Genomic DNA, 21,736 nt, shown 5'->3' with positions numbered 1-21,736 from the left:
CGCGAAAACCCCCATGCGGTGGCGCCTGCGCGGCCGACTGGCTCCGCAGACAGTGGCCGGATCTGTGCGATGGTTGTCATTGCAGCCACCGCCGCGCCGCGCGACACTGCAGCGCATGACCCCACCCCGCCCCCGCCGCATCGCCTGCCTGCTGTACCCCGGCTTCATGAGCCTGGATGTGGTCGGCCCGCTGCAGGTCTTCGCCTCCGCCAATGTCGAGATGGAGCGCCAGGGCCGCGCGCCGGCCTACGCCCTGCAACTGGTGGCCGAGGCCGCCGGCCCGGTGGCGTGCTCCGCCGGCTTCGCCGTGGTGGCCGACGCGGCGCGGCGCGACGTGGCGCTCCCTGGCCTGGATACCCTCCTCGTGCCCGGCGGCATGGGCGTGGACGCCCAGCTGGACGACACCGCCCTGCACGACTGGCTGCGGCAGGCCGAGCGCACCGCCCGGCGCGTGGGATCGGTGTGCTCGGGCGCGCTGCTGCTGGCCCGCGCCGGCCTGCTGGACGGGCGGCCCGCCACCACCCACTGGGACAGCGTGGACGGCCTGCGCCAGGGCCATCCGCAGGTGCGGGTGGCGGGCGACCGGCTGCACACCTACGACCCGGGCGGCATCGACGGCGACGGCCACGTCTTCACCTCGGCCGGGGTGACGGCGGGCATCGACCTGGCCCTGGCGCTGGTGGAGCACGACCTGGGCCGCGCCATGGCGCTGGCCGTGGCGCGTCGCCTGGTGATGTACCTGCGCCGCCCGGGCGGGCAGGCGCAGTTCAGCCCCCTGCTGGCGCCCGATGCGGCGCACGCGCCCCGCCTCACGCCGCTGCTGGAATGGATTCCCGGCCACCTGGGCGGCGACCTGTCGCTGGACGCCCTGGCCGCGCGCGCCTGCATGCCGCCGCGCACCCTGACCCGCGTGTTCCAGCGCGAACTGGGCACCACGCCCGCGCGCTACGTGGAGCGGGTGCGGGTGGAGGCGGCATCGGCCCTGCTGGCCCAGGCGCAGGCCTCGGTTTCCACCGTGGCGCGGCTGTGCGGGTTCCAGCACCCCGAGACGCTGCGACGCGCCTTCCACAAGCACCGGGCCGTGAGCCCGCAGGCCTATGCCGAGCGCTTCGGCGCCGGGACGGCCGGCGCGGCCCGGCCGGGCTGACGCGGCGGCCGGCAGAGAAAGCCCCGGGTCGCTGCGGCCGGCCCATCGCACCGCGCCACGGCTTGGCCGCCCTTCCCTTTTCCGTTTTTCATCTCCCTCACAGGTCCTGCCATGCTGCTTCGCAACCCCGCCATCCGTCTGCTGTTCGCCGGCCAGGCGCTCTATTGGTCGTGCTCCATCATCGGCATCACCCTCACGTCCCTCGTCGGGATGCGGCTGTCGCCCTGGGGCGCGCTCGCCACCCTGCCGCTGGCGCTGCTGGTGCTGGGCAACCTGCTGGCCGTGTCGCCGCTGTCGCTGTTCATGCAGCGGCGCGGCCGGCGGCCGGGCCTGGTGCTGGGCGCCGCCTTCGGCGTGGCCGGGGGGCTGGTGTGCGCCCTGGCGGTGGCGGCGGGCAGCTTCGCGCTGCTGTGCGTGGGCACGGCCTGCATCGGTGTCTACCAGGCCTCGGCAGGCTACTACCGCTACGCCGCGCTGGAGGCCGTGGACCCGCGCCACAAGGGCCGGGCCGCCGCCTGCGTGGTGGGCGGGGGCCTGTGCGCCGCGCTGCTCGCGCCGGCCGTGGCAGTGGGCTCGCGCGATGCGCTGGCCACGCCGTTCGTGGGCTCCTACCTGGCCATCGCGGCCCTGGCGGCGCTGGGCGTCGCCACCATGGCACGGCTGCGCGAAGGCGTGGCGCCGCAGCCGGCCGCCGCCGGGCGCGCGGTGCTGCTCGCGCTGCTGCGGCGCCCCGCCCTGCGCGCCGCCGTGGGCATGACGGCCATCGGCCACGGCCTGATGATCCTGGCCATGAATGCCACCCCGCTGGCCATGGATGGGTGCGGCTTCTCCACGGCCCAGGCGGCGCGGGTGATCCAGTGGCACGTGGTGGGCATGTTTCTGCCGGCGTTCTTCGCCGGCCCGCTGGTGGACCGCTGGGGCAGCCGGCGCGTGGCCGGCGCGGGCGCCCTGGCACTGGTGGCCAGCGCGACGGTGGCGCTGTCGGGCCTGGGGTTCGCGCAGTTCCTGGCCAGCTCGCTGCTGCTGGGCGTGGGCTGGAACCTGATGCTGATCGCCGGCACCACGCTGCTGTCCGAAAACCACGCGGAGCACGAACGCGGCCCGGCCCAGGCGCTGATGGAGCTGTGCAACGGCGGCATGGCCGTGGCCATGTCGTTCGGCTCGGGCGCGCTGCTGTCGGGCATCGGATGGACCGCCATCAATGCGGCCATGCTGGTCCTGCTGGCCGTGGCGCTGGGCCTGCTGTGGTCGATGGCGCCGCGGCGCGCGGCGGTCTGAGGCACCCTGCGGTGACAATTCGCACCCGGGGCGTTTGCTATATTTTCAATAGCAACATGCCCTAGTATTTATTGTGCTGGAGGCCCCTGGGGCCTCAAGCCCTTTGCAGCACCGGCTGGCGCCGCGCCCACACCCACATGGCGATGCCGGCGACGATCATCGGCACGCACAGCCATTGGCCCATGCTCATGCCCAGCGAGAGGATGCCCAGGAACGCATCCGGCTCGCGGAAGTATTCGGCGATGAAGCGGAAGCTGCCGTAGCCCACCAGGAAGGCCGCGGCCACCTCGCCCTGGCGGCGCTCGCGGCGGGCATAGAGCCACAGCAGCACGAACAGCAGCACGCCCTCCAGCAGGAACTGGTACACCTGCGACGGGTGGCGCGGCAGCAGCGAGCCGCTTTGCGGGAACACCATGCCCCAGGGCAGGTCCGGACTGCTGAAGCGCCCCCACAGCTCGCCGTTGATGAAGTTGCCCACGCGCCCGGCCGCGAGCCCCGTCGGCACGCACGGCGCCACGAAGTCGGCCACCTGCAGCCAGGGCCGCTTGCGCGAATGCGCGAACCACACCATCGCGGCGATCACGCCCAGCAGCCCGCCATGAAAGCTCATGCCGCCCTGCCAGATGTAGAAGATCTCCAGCGGGTTGGACAGGTAGTAGCCCGGCTTGTAGAACAGGCAGTAGCCCAGCCGCCCCCCCGCCACCACGCCCACCACGCCGAGAAAGAGAATGTCCTCCACGTCGCGCCGCGTCCAGGCACCGGGCCCGGTGATGGAGGCGAAGGGCTCGTGGCGCAGGCGCCGCACCCCGAGGAACATGAACAGCGCGAAGGCCGCCAGATAGGTCAGGCCGTACCAGTGGATGGCCAGCGGGCCCACTTGCAGGGCGATGGGGTCGATTTGGGGGTACATCAGCATGGTGGGCGGTATTGTGCCCGCCCGGCATGACGGTTCCGGCCGGCGCCCTGGAGCGGCGGCCGCTGCGGCGACGGCGCAGCGCGCCGGCCGGCCAGGCGCCGCCGCGGTCCGCCCGGAGGACTTCGTCATCGCATTCCGCCGGGCGGGATATGGGCCGAATCGGGCCCATGCCGGCGTTTTGATTGCCTTCGACGCTATTTAATTGATAGCACCAATCCCACGCGCCCGGCCGACGACCCCGATCGGCCCGTGGTGGCGACTTCATAATTGATAACGCTTCTCATTCTTCTAACCGCTTTCCGCCGCCCGGCGGTCCTCTCCCGGCCTTTCACGGCCTGGCCATGGACCCCGGCCCGCCGGCCGCAAAGCCCGCTCCTGAACACCATGCACCGACACGCCAGCCGCGCAGAACGCCGATTCGCCCCCACCCCGCTCGCCCGCCTCGTCCGCCATTGCGTCGGCGCAGGGCTTCTCATCGCCGCCACCGGCGCCGGTGCGCAGACCGCCGCCCGGACGGCGCTCGACGAAGTGATCGTGTCCGACCAGGCCGAGGCCATCGGTGGCCTGCAAAAGACCTATTCGGGCGGCCAGTTCGCGCGCGGCGGCAACCTCGGCATCCTGGGCAACACCGACCTGATGAACGTGCCGTTCAGCACCACCAACTACACCTCGGAGCTGATCGACAACCAGCAGGCACGGACCGTGGCGGACGTGGTGATGAACGACGCCTCGGTGCGCACGCTCACCTCGCGCGGCGGCTTCGGCGACGACTTCCAGGTGCGGGGCTTCACCCTGTCCAACAGCGACATCAGCATGAACGGGCTGTTCGGCCTGGCGCCGTCGACCAGCATTCCGCTGGAGACCATCGAGCGCGTCGAAGTGCTCAAGGGCCCCGGCGCGCTGACCAATGGCGTGGGCCCGAGCGGCAGCGTCGGCGGCAGCATCAACGTGGTGACCAAGCGCGCGGCGGACGTGCCGCTCACGCGGCTGACCACCACCTACATGGGCAAGGCGCAGTTCGGCACCCACCTGGACGTGGGCCGCCGTTTCGGCGAAGACAACCAGTGGGGCGTGCGCGTGAACGGCCTGGTGCGCGGCGGCGAGGGCAACATCGACGGCGGCAAGCAGAACCTGGGCCTGGGCTCGGTCGGCCTGGACTACGCCGGCGCCCGCACGCGCTGGTCGCTGGACGCCTTCGCCACGCGCGGCGAAACCAAGGAATTCCGGCCCCAGATCAACTTCGCCGGCACGGCCACCTCGGTGCCGGCCGTGCCCGACGCGCGGCTCAACTTCTACCCCGGCACGAAGCTGCAGGACAACGTGAAGACGGTCATGTCGCGCCTGGAGCACGACCTGAACGACCGCACCACCGTCTACGGCAGCCTGGGCTACATGGACATGGACTACGAGCAGACCTTTCCGAGCGGCCGGCCCGACGCGCTGGGCAACTTCCGGGTGTCGAACGCCTATTACGACCAGTACACGAAGTCCAAGGCCGCCGACGTCGGCCTGCGCACGCGCTTCAAGACCGGCAGCGTCGGCCACACGCTGGCGCTGGGCGCGAACTACCTGAACCAGGAAACGGGCTACTTCTACGCCACCTCGGCCACGACCAACGCCTCCAACCTGTACAACCCCTCGCCCCTGCCCGCCATGACCGTGGCGCGCGGCGCACCCGGCAAAAGCTCGGTCACCGACCAGTCGAGCCTGGCCCTGGCCGACACCATGGCCTTCCTCGACGACCGCCTGCTGGTGACCCTGGGCCTGCGCCACCAGACCATGGAGCAGGAAAACTTCACGCCCACCACCGGAGTCTCCACCAGCCACTACGACAAGAGCGCCGTGACGCCGCTGGCGGGCGTGGTGTTCAAGCCCGCGAGGAACATCTCGGTCTATGCCAACTACACCGCAGGCCTCACCCGCGGCGCCACCGCCGGGGTCACCACCGCCAACGCCGGCGAGACCTTCGCCCCGCAAAAATCCAAGCAGCACGAAGTGGGCGTGAAAGTGGACTGGGGCCAGCTCACCACGCAGGCCGCCATCTACCAGATCAAGAAGCCCGGCGCGGTCACCGACCCGGCCACCAACGTGTACAGCTTCGGTGGAGAGCAGCGCAACCGCGGCCTGGAGCTGACGGCCTACGGCGAAGTCCAGCGCGGCCTGCGCCTGATGGCCAGCGCCGCCTTCAACGACGCCAAGCTCACGCGCACCGCAGGCGGCCTGAACCAGGGCAACAACGCCGCCGGCGTGCCGGACCGCACCTTCAACCTGGGCCTGGACTGGGACACCCCCTGGGCGCAGGGCCTGAGCCTGAACGGCCGCGTCATCCACACCTCGCCGGTCTATGCCGACGCCGCCAACCGCCTGCGCGTGGGCAACTGGACGCGCCTGGACATCGGCGCCCGCTACGCCACCAAGGTCTCCGGCAAGCCCGTGGTGCTGCGCGCCAGCCTGGAAAACGCGTTCGACAAGAACTACTGGGTGGTCAGCAACTACGTGACCGTGGGCGCGCCACGCACGCTGATGCTGTCGGCGGCTGTGGATTTCTGACGCTAGGTTGCCTGGCAGGAAATCAGAGGCCCGAACAACGCCGCCGGCGTTGCCGTGTCAGCCTCATGGTGCAGAGGACGCTAAACCTCGATGCGCGCCGGTGGGGTGCAGAATCTGCTCCAGCTTTTCGCGGATCGCTTCCGCTTTGCTTCCACTGCGGTTGATGGTTTCGCAATTCCCCAGCGCCGTTTCTTTGGACGGACTCGTGGAGCGGGCGTAGCGCAGGGACTCGCAGTCGCACCGCAACCGGGCTTTCAAGACCTTTGTCCGCTGAATCCGAACTTCGGCCACCCAGCATGCGTCGGCGCAGCCGCAGGAGCGGTAGTTGAGCACTTCGCCGCGGTAGGGCCAGTCCAAGCGGTAGATACCTGCTCCTCCAGCGTGCGCCACCGCAGCGGTGGAGACAAAACAAAGCACCAAAGTGCTGCGCAGGACACGCCGTGCGGAGACGGGTTTGTCAAAAGGCATCTTTGGATATGGTGAGTTCTAACGCCTTGAGGTTTTCAATCCCAAATGTTTTTCGTAAATCTCGACGGTCTTTGTCATCCCCTCGACTGTCCAGGCCAAAGCATCGTCGGGACCGTTTGGATTGCGTCCGCTGGAAAACACGATGATTGGACGTTGCGGGCTGTTGACGGGCGGCAGTCCATAGCTCATCAATACCCAGTCGCCCGCAAGCCGCGTCGTGCGACCGTTGGCATCGGGGAACGGGTGAATGCTGACAAGGCGCTGCACTGTCGCAGCAGACAATTCAGCGGGACTCATTCTGCCTTGAGCCACCTTAGCAGACGCCTGTTCAAACCATTCATCAAACTGAGCCATCTCCGCACCCACTTCTCGCTCGTCCACTACAGCAGCTGCAGAGCCCCCCTGGGGAAAACCAGTCGGTTGCCGACGAAACTCCCCAAAGCGAGCGCCAAGTTTTTCATAAGCATCGGGGTCATTGAAAGGATCGGTGTCCTTGCCCAGCATCGCATTCAGGCGCTTCAGATGGTCGGTATCCAACGGCTGGTGCTGGCCGATCCATTCTTCGATTTGATGATTGGCGGCCTTCCAATTGCGCCCTGCCAGTGGTGTTGATTGCGCGGTATTGGAGAGACCGGCCCTGCCCTGGTCCACTTCCAAGCGGGCGGCCTCTGCCTTCTGTGCCACTCTAGCGCCGCCGGTTTCGATCAGCTTCTGGATCGTTCCCCAGTGCTTTTGCACGTGCTTGAGTTTGGCGTCTTGCTCTTTGCGCACAGGCGGACTGATGGGTTGGTTTAAAACCAAGTCCATCAGGCGGATCTGCGTGCCTCGCGTGCCGACATGCACCTTTTTGAAGTTCAGGCCTGGTGGAAGCTGCTGCATGGCCGCGTTGTCCGCTAAGTTCAGCGACTTCAGCCTTGGGAGGGCACCAATACCAGAAGGAATGCTCGAGAGCGAGCAACCTTTCAATTCCAGATGTTCAATATTGGGGCTCTCGCCTAATTTCTCCGGTAAATGGCTGAGTCTCGGATTATTAGAGAGATCGATTTGCCGGATTTTTGGGCCCATCCCGCCTTCCGGCAAGACCACCAAATTACAACGGGTCGCCTCGATCACCTCGAATTTTTTCAAATCCGCCATCGATGCAGGGAGTTCGGTTAATTGGCCGTTATTTTTAATCTCCAGCATGACCAGCTCCCCCGCCTGACCGATATTTTCCGGCAACTCATGCAGGTCACAATCGTTTGCCTGGATGCGGGCCAATGCGGGGGCGTAAGCCAGATCGGGCGGCAAATTTTTGAGTGAAGGGTTGCCATTCACAATGAGGTTTCCCAAATGTGGCAGCAAGAAAAGCCCATCCGGAAGACTGCTCAGATGTTTCCCTTCCAAGTCTAGAACGAAGGACTCCTCCTCGTGGGCTTTGAGAATTTTGGTTTTTACCGACTGGGGACCTGACCAATTCGTCAAAAAATCTTGGAGCATTTCCCTTTGCTCGCTCTTGCTCTGTGGCAATACTGGCCTGATTTCCGCCCTGCCCGATCGACCCCTTATCGAGGGAGACATCATCAGGGCAGACCCCGGCTCGGATGCGACCCGCTCGGCAATTTCCGTCATCCTTCGCCGATCCAGCGCAGGTCCACGGGGCTGAAACGCAAATGCCTTTCTTGGAGCAGACGAACTGGAACTCGATGAGTTGCCCTCGACGCGTGGAGGCAAATCAGATGGGCGATGGAGCGCAGCCCGATGCCTGAGAGGCGGGCGTTGGGTACTCGGCCCTTCCCCTGATGCAGTCGGGTTACCACGACGTGATGATGAATCAATGGGCGATGACTTCATTAGGGGACTCCATAGCAATTCGTTAAATCATCTTAAAAAATGCAAAGGAAACCCAATGATCGAGCGCGAAGCAATGGCAAAAATAACGAATTACTCTCGCTTGACGAATTGGCAGCACATCTCCTTGTTGAAAGTCGAGCATCTTTTCCTGCAATTGACCATCGATGCACGAAATACCGATCGGCTCCATCAACGCCGAGCGCTATCATCATCAAAGCACCCCCAACGCGAACGCTTCTGATCCCGGTACGCATGCAGAGCGCCGGCCCGGGGGCTTTCACCCGCGGGCCGGGCGGCCGCGCGATACTCCTGCCCTGATTCCAAGGAAAACACATGCAGGGAAACCCACAGGTCATCGATTATTTCAAGGACCTGCTGCGCGGCGAACTGGCCGCGCGCGATCAATACTTCATCCATTCGCGCCTCTACGAAGACCAGGGCTTCGTGAAGCTCTACACGCGGATCGACCATGAAATGCAGGAGGAGACCCAGCACGCCGACGCGCTGCTGCGGCGCATTCTCTTCCTGGGCGGCATGCCCGACATGCGCCCGAAGGAATTCACCCCCGGCACCACGGTGCCCGAGATGCTGCGCAAGGACCTGGCCACCGAATACGAAGTGCGCGCCGCGCTGCAGCAAGGCATGGCCCTGTGCGAAAGCGTGCGGGACTACGTGAGCCGCGACCTGCTGCTCGCCCAGTTGCGCGACACCGAGGAAGACCACGCCTACTGGCTGGAAAAGCAGATCGGCCTGATCGACAAGGTCGGCCTGCAGAACTACCTGCAAACACAATCGGCCTCCGCGGACTGATCCTGCGCCCGACCAAGGCGCGCACGCCAGGGCGGTGTGCGCGCTTTTCTTTTTTCCAAGCCGTTCAAGCCCCACGCCGGCGTTTTCATTGCCCCGGCAGCTATTCATTTGATAGCAAAACATCCCCGATCGACTGATCCGCACCCTCGCCCGGCGCCGCACCCTGGAGCGCCTGCACGAAGGCCACGAAGCGCAGCAGGGCCGGCCCGGCCGCGGGGGCGTTCCACACCAGCCGGGTTTCGCACTCAGGCAGCAAAGGCCCCGGCCGGCGCAGCGGCGTGGCCACGCGGCGGTAGACCACGCCGGTGCGCTGGAACTGCATCACGCTCTGCGGCACGAAGGCCAGCCCCAGGCCGGCCGCCACCAGGTTGACGATGGTCTGCATCTGGATGGCTTCCTGCGCCACCTGCGGTGAATGCCCGGCCGCGTGGTAGAGCGCGAAGATCGCGTCGTACACCGAAGGCAGGATGCGGCGCGGAAAGATCACCAGCGGCTCGGCCAGCACGGCGGCCAGTGGCGGGGCTTTCGCCTGCACCGCCAGCGGGTGCGCCGCCGGCAGCGCCAGCACCAGCGGCTCGCGCGCCACGCGCAGGCCGGCCAGGCCCGGCGGGGCGAACTGCGGTGAATGCAGCAGCAGGCCGGCATCGATCTCCCCGCGCTCCAGCAACTGCAGCTGCACGTCGCCCGTCGCCTCGACCAGTTCCAGCGACACCTGCGGGCAGGCGCGGCGAAAGGCGCGCACCCAGGCGGGCAACTGCTCGAAGCCCACGGTGGACACGAAGGCCAGCCGGATGCGCCCGACCTCGCCCTGCGCCGCGGCCCGGGCGCGCGCCGGCAGGGCCTGGGCACGCGCCAGCACCTCGCGCACGTCGGGCAGCAGCGCCTCGCCGGCCGGCGTGAGCGCGACGCGGCGGCGCGTGCGGTCGAACAGCAGCAGGCCCAGCGCGCGCTCCAGCTGAGCAATCGCCTGGGTGAGCGGGGGCTGGGTCATGTGCAGGCGCTGCGCGGCGCGGCCGAAGTGCAGCTCTTCCGCCACGGCCAGGAACTGGCGCCACACGCGCAGCTCGATCGATGCGTCATTCATATGCCAAGCATATCAATGACCCCTTGAAAACGGATTGGAACCAATCAATCAAACAGCGCATACTCCGCGCTGCCCCAAAAGCCGCCCGCCCACCCGAGGCCGGCCCGGCGACACGAAATTTCCTCCCACGAAGGACGCCCCCATGGAAAACAAACCCCTGCAGATCAACCGCCGCAGCGCCAACATCACCGAAGGCAAGTCGCGCGCGCCCAACCGCTCGATGTACTACGCGATGGGCTACGAAGAAGGCGACTTCAAGAAGCCCATGGTGGGCGTGGCCAACGGGCACAGCACGATCACGCCGTGCAACTCGGGCCTGCAGAAGCTGGCCGATGCGGCCATCCAGGGCATTGAGGAAGCCGGCGGCAACGCCCAGGTGTTCGGCACCCCGACCATCAGCGACGGCATGGCCATGGGCACCGAAGGCATGAAGTACAGCCTGGTGAGCCGCGAGGTCATCAGCGACTGCATCGAAACCTGCGTGCAGGGCCAGTGGATGGACGGCGTGGTCGTCGTGGGCGGCTGCGACAAGAACATGCCCGGCGGCCTGATGGGCATGCTGCGCGCCAACGTGCCGGCCATCTATGTGTACGGCGGCACCATCCTGCCGGGCAAGTACAAGGGCCAGGACCTGAACATCGTGAGCGTGTTCGAGGCCGTGGGCCAGAACGCCGCCGGCAACCTGAGCGACTTCGACCTCAAGGAGATCGAAAAGCGCGCCATTCCCGGCACCGGCTCGTGCGGCGGCATGTACACGGCCAACACCATGTCCAGCGCGTTCGAGGCGCTGGGCATCAGCCTGCCCTACTCCAGCACCATGGCCAACCCGCACGACGAGAAGCAGAACTCGGCCAAGGAATCGGCCAAGGTGCTGATCGAGGCGATCAAGAAGGACATCCGCCCGAGCGACATCGTGACCAGGAAGTCCATCGAAAACGCCGTGGCCGTGATCATGGCCACCGGCGGCTCGACCAATGCGGTGCTGCACTTCCTGGCCATCGCGCACGCGGCCGGCGTGGAATGGTCCATCGACGACTTCGAGCGCGTGCGCCAGAAGACGCCCGTGCTGTGCGACCTCAAGCCCAGCGGCAAGTACCTGGCCGTGGACCTGCACCAGGCCGGCGGCATTCCGCAGGTCATGAAGGTGCTGCTGAACGCCGGCCTGCTGCACGGCGACTGCCTCACCATCGAAGGCAAGACCATCGCCGAGGTGCTGAAGGACGTGCCGGACGCGCCCCGCGCCGACCAGGACGTGATCCGCCCCATCGACCGGCCCATGTACGAGCAGGGCCACCTGGCCATCCTCAAGGGCAACCTGAGCCCCGAGGGCGCGGTCGCCAAGATCACGGGCCTGAAGAACCCCGTCATCACCGGCCCGGCGCGCGTGTTCGACGACGAGCAGTCGGCCCTGAAGGCCATCCTGGACGGCAAGATCGTGGCGGGCGACGTGATGGTGCTGCGCTACCTGGGCCCCAAGGGCGGCCCCGGCATGCCCGAGATGCTGGCACCCACGGGCGCGCTGATCGGCGCGGGCCTGGGCGAAAGCGTGGGCCTCATCACCGATGGGCGCTTCTCCGGCGGCACCTGGGGCATGGTCGTGGGCCACGTGGCACCGGAAGCGGCGGCGGGCGGCACCATCGCGTTCGTGAACGAAGGCGATTCCATCACCATCGACGCGCACACGCTGCGGCTGGAACTGAACGTGCCCGAGGCCGAACTGGCCCGCCGCCGCGAAGGCTGGACGCCCCCCGCTCCGCGCTACACGCGCGGCGTGCAGGCCAAGTTCGCCTTCAATGCCGCCAGCGCCAGCAAGGGCGCGGTGCTGGACGCCTACTGATCCAGGCCGGCCGCGCGCCGGCCATTGCAAAAGACAAAGCCCGCGGCCGGTCAGGCGCGCGGGCTTTTGGTTGGAGGGGGCGGTGCCGATCGGGGCGGTGCGTTCAGCGGCGGTTGCGTGGCTGGATGCCCAGCGCTTCCTTGTTCTTGTTGATGCGGTCCTGCTTGCGCTGGTCCATCCGTTCCATCGCGCGGCGCTTGGTGTAGCCGGTGGCGTCGGCCCAGGCCCACCAGACGAAGGCCACGGCGAAGGGGGACAGAACCCACCACCACGACCACAGGGCCACGGGCCCGATCTCGAGGTATTTGAGCAGCACAAGAAGCACTCCCAGACCCAGCGCGTACATGGCGATCTCCTGTGCGGTACGGACTTTACGTGCCAGGGGTCAACCCCCGCCACTACAATTTCATTGAGCCGGATACTAACCCACAACCCACAGGAAACCCCCGATGAAGCGCACCCTGATCACCCTCGCGATGGCCCTGTCGGTGGCCGTGCCGGCCCTGGCCGACCAGGCCCTCGCCACCTCGAAAAACTGCATGGCCTGCCATGCGGTGGATAAGAAGCTGGTGGGCCCATCGTACAAGGATGTGGCCGCCAAATACGCCGGCCAAAAGGATGCGGTGGACAAGCTGGCCGCCAAGATCATGAAGGGCGGATCGGGCGTGTGGGGCCCGGTGCCCATGCCGGCGAATGCCCAGGTGAACGATGCCGACGCCAAGAAGCTGGCCGCCTGGGTGCTGTCTCTGAAGTAAATCCATCCATCGCGCTGCCGATCAACGCTAACGCAAACGCCGCGCTGCACGGGTTCCCGTGCAGCGCGGCGTTCGTTTTGGAGGGTCGGCGGGCGGGCTGGGCCGCCGACGCATCACCACATCAGATCGGGTCGATGCGGGAATCGACGCGCGGGGTGCCGCGCAGCTGGTGTTCGAGCTGGCCCACGTAGGCCGCCGTGGTGTTGTCCGATTCCTGAGCGCGCTGGGCCAGGTGCAGTTCCAGCGCATCGATGCGCGCGATCAGGGCGGAATGGGACTGCAGGTTCTGGTTTTCGAGAAACGCGCGCAGTTCGGTGAAGCGGGAGGCTTCGGCCTTGTCGGCCAGATCGCGCTGGGCCGTCATTTCCTTGGCGTGGCGGCGCGTCTCCAGCAGCACCGAGCCCTGCAGCGACAGGACGTAGGCGATGAAGAAAATGCCCAGCAGCACGGTCAGCCCCAGCATGAGCAGGCCCAGCGGGGCCTCGAAGGAGGTCAGCCCCAGCGAGATGACGGATGGGGTGGCCAGCGTGGTCCAGTTGAGCGCGGCCAGCACGGCCATGGCGGCCACGATGAGCAGCAGCGCGATGGTTCTGAAATTCATGTCAATCTCCCGGAAGGTGTCGAAATCCGCAGCCTGGCAGGCGCGGTTGGGGGACGTTTTTAACCTGTGCGGGAGCGGTTATCGCTGGCAGGAAATTGAAACCGGCACTGTCCTACAGCGCGGCGCAGGCGTGAAAAAACCACCGGACGGGGGCGTGCGGTGGTTTTTAGGAAGCCTCGAAGGCCAGTGCACCCTGGATGAGATTGGGGGATTTTGCCGTCACTCACATCGCCTGCGGCGATATGAGTGACGGCAAACCCTGCGAAGCGCTTCGCGCCAAGCCGCCTTGCGGCGGCCCCCTGGATCAATTGGTTTCAGCCAATTGATCCAGGATCGCAGGGTTTTCCAACGTGCTCGTGTCCTGCGTGATCTGCTCGCCCTTGGCGATGGAGCGCAGCAGGCGGCGCATGATCTTGCCGCTGCGGGTCTTGGGCAGGTTGTCGCCGAAGCGGATGTCCTTGGGCTTGGCGATGGGGCCGATCTCCTTGGCGACCCAGTCGCGCAGTTCCTTGGCGATGGCCTTGGCCTCGTCGCCGGTGGGGCGCGAGCGCTTGAGCACGACGAAGGCGCAGATCGCCTCGCCCGTCACGTCGTCAGGCCGGCCCACGACGGCGGCCTCGGCGACCAGGTCGGTCTTGGACACCAGGGCCGATTCGATCTCCATTGTGCCCATGCGGTGGCCCGAGACGTTCAGCACGTCGTCGATGCGGCCCGTGATGCGGAAGTAGCCGCGATCGGCACTGCGCACCGCGCCGTCGCCCGCCAGGTAGTAGCCCTTGAGCTCTTCGGGGAAGTAGCTTTTCTTGAAGCGCTCGGGATCGTTCCAGATGGTGCGGATCATGCTGGGCCAGGGCTTCTTGATGACCAGGATGCCGCCCGTGCCGTTGGCGATGTCGTTGCCCACCTCGTCCACGATGGCGGCCGCGATGCCCGGCAGCGGCAAGGTGCAGCTGCCCGGCACCAGCGGCGTCGCACCCGGCAGCGGGGTGATGACGTGACCGCCGGTCTCGGTCTGCCAGAAGGTGTCCACGATAGGGCAGCGCTCGCCGCCCACGTTCTTGTGGTACCACATCCAGGCCTCGGGGTTGATGGGCTCGCCCACGCTGCCCAGGATGCGCAGGCTCGACAGGTCGGAGCGTGCGGGGTGCACGGCGGCATCGCCTTCGGCCGCCTTGATGAGCGAGCGGATCGCCGTGGGCGCGGTGTAGAAGATCGTGCAGCGGTGGCGCTCGATCATCTGCCAGAAGCGGCCGGCGTTCGGGAAGGTGGGAATGCCCTCGAAGATGATCTGCGTGGCGCCCGCAGCCAGCGGCCCGTAGGCCACGTAGGTGTGGCCGGTGATCCAGCCGATGTCGGCCGTGCACCAGAACACGTCGTCCGGGCGCAGGTCGAACGTCCAGTCCATGGTGAGCTTGGCCCACAGCAGGTAGCCGCCGGTGGCGTGCTGCACGCCCTTGGGCTTGCCGGTGGAGCCGCTGGTGTACAGGATGAACAGCGGGTGCTCGGCGCCCACGGGCACCGGCGGGCAGTCGCTGCTCTGGCCCTGCAGCGCCTCGGCGAAGGTCTTGTCGCGGCCCGCCACCATGGCGCAGGCGGTGGCCGTGCGCTGGTACACGAGGATGCTGCGGATGGTGTCGCAGCCGCCCATGGCCAGGGCCTCGTCCACGATGGCCTTGAGCGGCAGTTCCTTGCCGCCGCGCATCTGGTAGTTGGCGGTGATGACGGCCACCGCGCCCGCATCGATGATCCGCTCCTGCAGCGCCTTGGCCGAAAAGCCCCCGAACACCACGCTGTGCGTGGCGCCGATGCGCGCGCACGCCTGCATGGCGATCACGCCCTCGACCGTCATGGGCATGTAGATGAGCACGCGGTCGCCCTGCTGCACGCCGTTGGCCTTGAGCGCGTTGGCGAACTGCCCCACGCGGGCCAGCAGTTCCTTGTAGGTGACCTGGGTGACGGTGCCGTCGTCGGCTTCGAAAATGATGGCGGTCTTGTTCTCGACCGGGGTGCCGATGTGCCGGTCCAGGCAGTTGGCGCTGGCGTTCAGTTGGCCGTCGGCGAACCATTCGTAGAACGGCGCCTTGGAGGCATCGAGCGTGCGCGTGAAGGGCTTGTCCCACTGCAGGTTCTCGCGCGCCAGGCGGGCCCAGAAGCCTTCGAAATCCTGCTCGGCCTCGGCGCACAGCGCGTCGTAGCCGGCCATGCCGGAAATGCGCGCGGCCTTCTGCAGGGCTTCGGAGGGCGGGAAAACGCGGTTTTCCACCAGCACGGATTCAATCGTGGACGAGGGCGCACTCATGGGTTTTGTCTCCTGGAGTCAACATAATTTGGCGGTACTTTCGGGGGCCGCACTTACATGCCACTGACGGATGCCGGCGGCCGCCAAAGGCTCCGATGCTACGCCTGTGCAGGCGGCGGGTTTCTGTCACAGGGCAAGCGGCCGGTGCTTCTAGAATCGCGCGAGTTTCATTTCTAGCGATTTTCAAGAAAACCCTCCCATGGCCCTCCCGCAACCCCCCGCTTCCCGCAACGGCAGCAAGTCCCTCACCCCGCTGGCCTCGCTGATCTTCGCCAGCCGCTGGCTGCAACTGCCGCTTTACCTGGGGCTGATCGCCGCCCAGGGCGTGTACGTGTGGCACTTCCTCGTGGAGCTGTGGCACCTGATCGAGGCCGCGTTCGGCCACCAGGGCGCGCTGCAGTCGCTGGTCACCAGCATCGGCTACAAGCCGGGCGTGGAGGTCACGGCGCTCAACGAGACGGTGATCATGCTGGTCGTGCTGGCGCTCATCGACGTGGTGATGATCTCCAACCTGCTCATCATGGTGATCGTGGGCGGCTACGAGACCTTCGTAAGCCGGCTCAACCTGCAAAGCCACCCCGACCAGCCGGAATGGCTGGGCCACGTGAACGCCTCGGTGCTCAAGGTGAAGCTGGGCCTGTCGATCATCGGGATCAGCTCCATCCACCTGCTCAAGACCTTCATCAACGCCGCCAACTACGATGAGAAGGTGCTGATGTGGCAGACGATCATCCACGTGGTGTTTCTGCTGAGCGCCATCGCCATTGCCTACACTGACAAATTGCTGAACGTTTCGCACGAAAAGCACTGAGCGCCCACCCCCTCTCCCACCGAGCCCCGGCAAGGCCCCCAAACAGGGGTCTTTCGGGCTCTTGCCTTAGTACTTATTGGCCTGATTGCTACCAAAAACATAGCAAACCGGTATCCACCCGGCTCCGCTGCTGCGCCCGCGATTAACACATCGGGCAAACCCGGGTCTTTTGACACAAAAACACCCAATAACTATACTTTTGGAGTGTTTTACAACCTGCAATGCAGGTAATCCGCTCTTTCCGGCCCGCAACGCGGCGCTTTCACCGGAGCGGATCCCGCCAGGAAAACGGCGGCCCGGCCCCAGGCCCGGCCGCTTCCCCCTGGCCCATGGCCGACCCATTCGGCCCTGATGCCCCAAGGCGCTCGCCCGTTCATCGGGCTCGGCGCCGCGTGATCCCGGGAGTCCTCCGACCGACCTCTCCCGGCACGCCCCAGGCCCTTGCGCACCGCCTCGCGTGCCATTCGGGCCGATCCCGGTCACCTCGGTGCCCACCCTTTCGCTGCTGTTCCCGCGCGCCCTGGGCGTCCGGGTTCGGCTGCCGCATCAGGGTCTCGAATGCCCAGGCCTTCGCAGCCCCGCCCGCCTTCGGGCGGCCGGGGCGTGTTCAACCCGTTCCAACCGAGGGAGGACCCCCACCGTGGCCAAACAAATCACCATCGAACATGTGTTCAAGGTTTTCGGCGATGCGCCGCAAGCCGCGCTCGAACTCGCCAGCCAGGGCCTGAGCAAGCAGGACATCCTGGCGCGCACCGGCCATTCCATCGGCGTGTTCGACGCCAGCTTCACCATCGAGGCGGGCGAGATCTTCGTCGTCATGGGGCTGTCGGGCTCGGGCAAGTCGACCCTGGTGCGCATGCTCAACCGGCTGATCGAGCCCACGGCGGGCCGCATCCTGGTGGACGGCCAGGACATCAACGCGCTGTCCGACCGGCAACTGCGCGCGCTGCGCCGCAAGGACATCAGCATGGTGTTCCAGTCGTTCGCGCTCATGCCCCATCTCACGGTGCTGGACAACACCGCTTTCGGCCTCGAACTGGCGGGCGTGGCCCGGCCCGAGCGCCAGCGCCAGGCCGCACTGGCGCTGGAGCAGGTGGGCCTGGGATGCTGGGCCGACAGCTACCCCGACGAGCTGTCGGGCGGCATGCAGCAGCGCGTGGGCCTGGCCCGGGCGCTGGCGTCGGACCCGTCCATCCTGCTGATGGACGAGGCGTTCTCCGCGCTGGACCCGATCATCCGCACCGAGATGCAGAGCGAGCTGCTGCGCCTGCAGCAGATCCAGCGCCGCACCATCGTCTTCATCTCGCACGACCTGGACGAGGCGATGCGCATCGGCGACCGCATCGCCATCATGAAGGACGGCTACGTGGTGCAGGTGGGCACGCCCGACGAGATCCTGCGCAACCCGGCCAACGACTACGTGCGCAGCTTCGTGCGCGGCGTGGACGCGGCGGCGGTCTTCAAGGCCGGCGACATCGCCCGGCGCCCGCTCACCGTGGTGTCGGAGCAGCGCGACCGGGGCTCGCGCGCCGCGCTGCAGCAGCTGGAGGAGCAGGACCGCGACTTCGCCTACGTGGTGAGCCCGGCGCGGATGTACCTGGGCACGGTGTCGGCCGACTCGCTGCGCGCCGCGCTGCAGGGCCACGTGGGCCCGCTGGGCCTGCAGCACGCCTATCTGGACGGCGTGGTGCCCATTCCCGTGGATGCGCCGGTGGCGGACCTGTTCGGCCAGGTGGCGCAGGCGCCCTGCCCGCTGCCGGTGGTGGAGGACGGCGGCCGCTTCCGCGGCGCGATCAGCAAGACCACGCTGCTGCGCTTTCTCGACCGCGACACGCCGCCCGTGCCGCCGGACCCTTTGCCATCCGCGCCCGCGCCCGCCATCGCCAACCCGCCCGCCAATGAACCATCCGAAAGGAGCCCGGCATGACCCAGTCCACCGCCCCAGCGCTCGATTCCACCGCCAACCCCACGGCCGGCGAGTCCCCCCCCTGGACGCCGGCCGCGGAAGCACCCCCTGCGGCTTCGGCCTCGCCCTGGGATAGCCCGGCCGCCGCAGCGCAGCAGGCCCCCGCCCCCGAGGCGGCGGCCGATCCCTGGGCCGCGTCCACCGCACCCAGCGACGCCGGCAACACCGACTGGCTGAACGCCCCCGCCAGCGCCACGCCCGGCGACGCCGCCACGGGCTTCGACCCCACGGCCGGCGGCTTTCACCTGCACCAGCTGTGGGACGGCAGCCTGCCCGTGGAGTCGTGGATCAACCACGGCCTGTCGTGGGTGGTGGCGCATTTCCGGCCGTTCTTCCAGACCGTGCGCGCGCCCATCGACGGCACGCTGGCCTGGGTGGAAGGCCTGCTCACCAGCGTGCCCACGCTGGCCATGATCGCGCTGATCGGCGTGCTCGCCTGGCAGTTCGCGGGGCGCGCGCTGGCCGTGGGCACGGTGGTCTCGCTGCTGCTCGTGGCCATGCTGGGCATCTGGCCCGAGGCCATGGTGACGCTGTCGCTGGTGCTGACCTCGCTGGCCTTCTGCCTGGTCATCGGGCTGCCGCTGGGCATCCTGCTGGCCAGCAGCGACCGGGCCCAGCGCGTGATGCGGCCGGTGCTCGATGCCATGCAGACCACGCCGGCCTTCGTGTACCTGGTGCCGGTGGTGATGCTGTTCGGCATCGGCAACGTGCCGGGCGTGGTGGTGACCATCGTGTTCGCGCTACCGCCGCTGGTGCGCCTGACCAACCTGGGCATCCGCCAGGTGCGGCCCGACCTGATCGAGGCCGCCCGGGCCTACGGGGCCTCGCCGCTGCAGTTGCTGGCCAAGGTGCAGCTGCCGCTGGCCATGCCGTCCATCATGGCGGGCATCAACCAGTCGCTGATGCTGTCGCTGTCGATGGTGGTGATCGCCTCGATGATCGCCGTGGGCGGCCTGGGCCAGATGGTGCTGCGCGGCATCGGCCGGCTGGACATGGGCCTGGCGACCGTGGGTGGCCTGGGCATCGTGCTGCTGGCCATCACGCTGGACCGCATCACCCAGTCCATGGGCCAGCCGCGCCGCGGCGTGCGCCACTGGTGGCAGACCGGCCCGGCCGGCCTGGTGTGGCGCCTCGCCGCGCGGCGCGACCACGCCGCCCCGGCGGCCCCCGCGGCCGATGCGGCATCGCCCTCGCCTGCCGCGCAAGGCGCCTCCGGCGCCGCCCCGCAATGGGCCACCGCCGGCCGCTGAGCCCCGCCCATCCCCTTTCAGAAACAAGGACGACGACATGACCTGCATCACCCCTTCCCTGCGCCCCTCGCGATCCCTCGCCCGCACCTGGCTGGCCGCCAGCGCCCTGGCCGTCGGCCTGGCCGGCACCGCCGCCGCGCAGGCCCTGCCGGGCCAGGGCGTGCGCGTGCAGCCGCTGCAAAGCTCCATCGCGGAGGAGACCTTCCAGACCCTGCTGGTCGGCCGCGCGCTGCAAAAGCTGGGCTACGACGTGCAGCCCATCAAGGAGATCGAGTACGCCACCGCCCACGTGGCGATCGCCAACGGCGACGCCACCTTCATGGCGGACCACTGGGACCCGCTGCACGCGGACTTCTACAAGAACGCGGGCGGCGATGCCAGGCTGTGGCGCCAAGGCACCTATTCGCAGAACGCCGCGCAGGGCTACCTGATCGACCGCAAGACGGCCGAGAAGTACCGCATCACCCACATCGACCAGCTCAAGGACCCCAAGCTCGCCAAGCTCTTCGACACCAACGGCGACGGCAAGGCCGACCTCACGGGCTGCAACCCCGGCTGGGGCTGCGAGGGCGTGATCGAGCACCAGCTGAAGGCCTTCGGCCTGGGCGCCACCGTCACGCACGTGCAGGGCAGCTACTCGGCGCTGATCGCCGACACCATCGCGCGCTTCAAGCAGGGCCAGCCCATCCTCTACTACACCTGGACGCCCTACTGGGTGAGCGGCGTGCTGCGCCCGGGCCAGGACGTGGTGTGGCTGCAGGTGCCGCGGTCTTCGCTGCCGGGCGCGCAGGCCGGGCAGGACACCGCCCTGCCCGACGGCAAGAACTACGGCTTCGTGCTGAACACCCAGCGCATCGTGGCCAACAAGGCCTTCGCCGAGAAGAACCCCGCCGCCGCGCGCCTGTTCGAGGTGATGCAGCTGCCCGTGGGCGACATCAACGCCCAGAACCTGGCGATGAAGAACGGCCAGAACCAGCCGGCCGACGTGGCGCGCCACACCGACGGCTGGATCAAGGCCCACCAGAAGACCTTCGACGGCTGGATCCAGCAGGCGCTCGCCGCGGCCAGGCCCTGAGGCGGCGCGCAGCCCCGGGCACGCGCTGCCCGAGGGCATCACGCCGCGCCATCGGCCTGCGCCTGGAAGGCCCGCGTGAAGTCGCAGCACGACTGCGCCAGCATGATGATCGAGGCGGCCAGCGCGCTGCGGTGCTCGCCCTTGTGCATGGCCACGTAGGGCACGCTGGGCAGCGCGGGCACCACGTCGATCACGGCCAGCATGCCCGCCGCGATCAGCGGCGCCAGGCAGTGCCGGGGCAGGTAGGCCACGCCCAGGCCCGATACGGTGAGGCCCGTGAGCGCGACGAGGTTGCTCACCACGATGGCGTCGGCCAGTTCCACCCCGCGCTCCTTCATCCACGCGTCGTAGAGCCGCCCGGTGCCCGAGGCGTTGCCCTGCACCAGCAGGCGGTGGCGCGCCAGTTCGTGCAGCCGCCCCGTGCCGGCCGGCACCAGCCCGGGCTTGCACATCCACGCGCTTTCCACCTGGCCGATCGCCTTGGCCGGCAGGCGCGCATCGGCGAAGGCATCGGGCACGATGATGAGGTCCAGCTCGTCGGCCAGCAGCTTGTCGCGCAGGGGCAGGCTGCCGTCCACATCGGGCTCCAGGGTCACCTTGGGGTAGTGCTGCTGCACCAGGGCGACCAGCCGGGGCAGCCAGGTCATCGCGGTGAGTTCGGTCACGCCGATGCGCAGGCGCCGCTCGATCACGCCGGGCTTGCCGAACTGCTCCACCGCCGCATCGCGCTGGCGCAGCAGCTTGCGGGCGAGCACGAACATCTCCTCGCCTTTTTCGGTCAGCCGCGCCGTGCGCTGGCTGCGGTCGAACAGCGGCGTGTCGAAGAGCAGCTCCAGCTCGTGCACCCGTTTGGACACGGCCGACTGCGAGGTGTGCAGCTTCTGGGCCGCCTGCGCGAAGCCGCCGAGCTGGCCGATCCAGTACAGCGCTTCGAGTTGCTTGAAGGTCATCATGGCGGGGATTTCAGAACACTTTTATTCATCCGATTCGAGCACAAAAAATCGCTTTTTCAAAAGCGTCGGCGCTTTGAGAATGCCTTTCAGCCCCTCGCCAACG

Annotated in this window: 19 protein-coding genes; 11 read left to right on the top strand and 8 right to left on the bottom strand. The window is 67.6% G+C overall.

The features are described from left to right. Positions 1-115: 115 nt before the first annotated feature. A complete protein-coding gene (locus R1Z03_RS14960) occupies positions 116-1,147 on the top strand; it encodes a DJ-1/PfpI family protein (protein WP_317352325.1) in 1,032 nt (343 codons plus the stop codon). A gap of 111 nt (positions 1,148-1,258) precedes the next feature. Then, on the top strand, positions 1,259-2,425 hold the full coding sequence (locus tag R1Z03_RS14955) for an MFS transporter (protein ID WP_317352322.1): 1,167 nt from the start codon (positions 1,259-1,261) through the stop codon (positions 2,423-2,425). A gap of 94 nt (positions 2,426-2,519) precedes the next feature. Here the strand turns inward: R1Z03_RS14955 and lgt are convergent, their stop codons facing one another. Further along, positions 2,520-3,341 (bottom strand): prolipoprotein diacylglyceryl transferase, encoded by an 822-nt coding sequence (gene lgt, locus R1Z03_RS14950; protein WP_284428883.1) that lies wholly within the window; start codon positions 3,339-3,341, stop codon positions 2,520-2,522. 384 nt (positions 3,342-3,725) lie between these two features. Between lgt and R1Z03_RS14945 the strand changes: the two genes are divergently transcribed. Then, positions 3,726-5,891 (top strand): TonB-dependent siderophore receptor, encoded by a 2,166-nt coding sequence (locus R1Z03_RS14945; protein ID WP_317352318.1) that lies wholly within the window; start codon positions 3,726-3,728, stop codon positions 5,889-5,891. Between the two features lie 63 nt (positions 5,892-5,954). On the opposite strand, the gene R1Z03_RS14940 is transcribed toward R1Z03_RS14945, so the two are convergent. Together R1Z03_RS14940 and R1Z03_RS14935 are read right to left on the bottom strand one after the other, a co-directional pair. Beyond that, positions 5,955-6,359, bottom strand: coding sequence for a hypothetical protein (locus tag R1Z03_RS14940; protein WP_317352316.1), 405 nt, complete (start codon positions 6,357-6,359; stop codon positions 5,955-5,957). Between the two features lie 18 nt (positions 6,360-6,377). Then, positions 6,378-7,970 carry a Fic family protein gene (locus R1Z03_RS14935; protein ID WP_317352314.1) on the bottom strand — a complete coding sequence of 531 codons (1,593 nt, stop codon included), beginning with the start codon at positions 7,968-7,970 and terminating at the stop codon, positions 6,378-6,380. A gap of 277 nt (positions 7,971-8,247) precedes the next feature. Here R1Z03_RS14935 and R1Z03_RS14930 point away from each other — a divergent pair, with 277 nt between their 5' ends. Together R1Z03_RS14930 and bfr are read left to right on the top strand one after the other, a co-directional pair. After that, positions 8,248-8,433: a hypothetical protein gene (locus R1Z03_RS14930; RefSeq protein ID WP_317352311.1), complete on the top strand. Its 186-nt coding sequence runs from the start codon at positions 8,248-8,250 to the stop codon at positions 8,431-8,433. Positions 8,434-8,525: 92 nt separating this feature from the next. Next, a complete protein-coding gene (gene bfr, locus R1Z03_RS14925) occupies positions 8,526-9,002 on the top strand; it encodes a bacterioferritin (protein WP_272548335.1) in 477 nt (158 codons plus the stop codon). A 100-nt stretch (positions 9,003-9,102) separates the two neighbouring features. Here the strand turns inward: bfr and R1Z03_RS14920 are convergent, their stop codons facing one another. Continuing rightward, positions 9,103-10,086: a LysR family transcriptional regulator gene (locus R1Z03_RS14920; protein WP_317352307.1), complete on the bottom strand. Its 984-nt coding sequence runs from the start codon at positions 10,084-10,086 to the stop codon at positions 9,103-9,105. Positions 10,087-10,228: 142 nt separating this feature from the next. Here R1Z03_RS14920 and ilvD point away from each other — a divergent pair, with 142 nt between their 5' ends. Beyond that, complete coding sequence (ilvD, locus tag R1Z03_RS14915) at positions 10,229-11,923, top strand: dihydroxy-acid dehydratase (protein WP_317352305.1); 1,695 nt, start codon at positions 10,229-10,231, stop codon at positions 11,921-11,923. Positions 11,924-12,026: 103 nt separating this feature from the next. Here the strand turns inward: ilvD and R1Z03_RS14910 are convergent, their stop codons facing one another. Next, positions 12,027-12,269 (bottom strand): TIGR04438 family Trp-rich protein, encoded by a 243-nt coding sequence (locus R1Z03_RS14910; protein WP_284399149.1) that lies wholly within the window; start codon positions 12,267-12,269, stop codon positions 12,027-12,029. A 103-nt stretch (positions 12,270-12,372) separates the two neighbouring features. Here R1Z03_RS14910 and R1Z03_RS14905 point away from each other — a divergent pair, with 103 nt between their 5' ends. Further along, positions 12,373-12,678 carry a c-type cytochrome gene (locus R1Z03_RS14905; protein ID WP_272564181.1) on the top strand — a complete coding sequence of 102 codons (306 nt, stop codon included), beginning with the start codon at positions 12,373-12,375 and terminating at the stop codon, positions 12,676-12,678. A gap of 121 nt (positions 12,679-12,799) precedes the next feature. Here R1Z03_RS14905 and R1Z03_RS14900 read toward each other — a convergent pair whose 3' ends face one another. After that, positions 12,800-13,279, bottom strand: a complete 480-nt coding sequence (locus tag R1Z03_RS14900) for a LapA family protein (protein ID WP_272564182.1) — start codon at positions 13,277-13,279, stop codon at positions 12,800-12,802. A 304-nt stretch (positions 13,280-13,583) separates the two neighbouring features. After that, complete coding sequence (gene acs, locus R1Z03_RS14895) at positions 13,584-15,578, bottom strand: acetate--CoA ligase (protein WP_317352297.1); 1,995 nt, start codon at positions 15,576-15,578, stop codon at positions 13,584-13,586. 199 nt (positions 15,579-15,777) lie between these two features. On the opposite strand from acs, the gene R1Z03_RS14890 reads away from it, so the two are divergent. From R1Z03_RS14890 to proX, 4 genes are all read left to right on the top strand, one after another. Beyond that, positions 15,778-16,389 carry a TIGR00645 family protein gene (locus R1Z03_RS14890; RefSeq protein ID WP_092740989.1) on the top strand — a complete coding sequence of 204 codons (612 nt, stop codon included), beginning with the start codon at positions 15,778-15,780 and terminating at the stop codon, positions 16,387-16,389. Positions 16,390-17,029: 640 nt separating this feature from the next. Continuing rightward, positions 17,030-18,316, top strand: coding sequence for a glycine betaine/L-proline ABC transporter ATP-binding protein ProV (gene proV, locus R1Z03_RS14885; protein WP_317352291.1), 1,287 nt, complete (start codon positions 17,030-17,032; stop codon positions 18,314-18,316). After that, a complete protein-coding gene (proW, locus tag R1Z03_RS14880; RefSeq protein ID WP_317352288.1) occupies positions 18,313-19,605 on the top strand; it encodes a glycine betaine/L-proline ABC transporter permease ProW in 1,293 nt (430 codons plus the stop codon). The genes proV and proW overlap by 4 nt, the downstream gene beginning before the upstream one ends. A 37-nt stretch (positions 19,606-19,642) precedes the next feature. Next, positions 19,643-20,680, top strand: coding sequence for a glycine betaine/L-proline ABC transporter substrate-binding protein ProX (gene proX, locus R1Z03_RS14875; RefSeq protein WP_317352285.1), 1,038 nt, complete (start codon positions 19,643-19,645; stop codon positions 20,678-20,680). A gap of 38 nt (positions 20,681-20,718) precedes the next feature. On the opposite strand, the gene R1Z03_RS14870 is transcribed toward proX, so the two are convergent. After that, positions 20,719-21,630: a LysR family transcriptional regulator gene (locus R1Z03_RS14870; protein ID WP_317360381.1), complete on the bottom strand. Its 912-nt coding sequence runs from the start codon at positions 21,628-21,630 to the stop codon at positions 20,719-20,721. Positions 21,631-21,736: the final 106 nt, after the last annotated feature.

Origin of the sequence: Acidovorax sp. BLS4 (assembly GCF_032929295.1) — a bacterium.
Lineage (GTDB): Bacteria > Pseudomonadota > Gammaproteobacteria > Burkholderiales > Burkholderiaceae_C > Paracidovorax.
The sequence above is the reverse complement of the archived record's forward strand: the minus strand, read 5'-3'. Positions and strand labels throughout refer to the sequence as shown.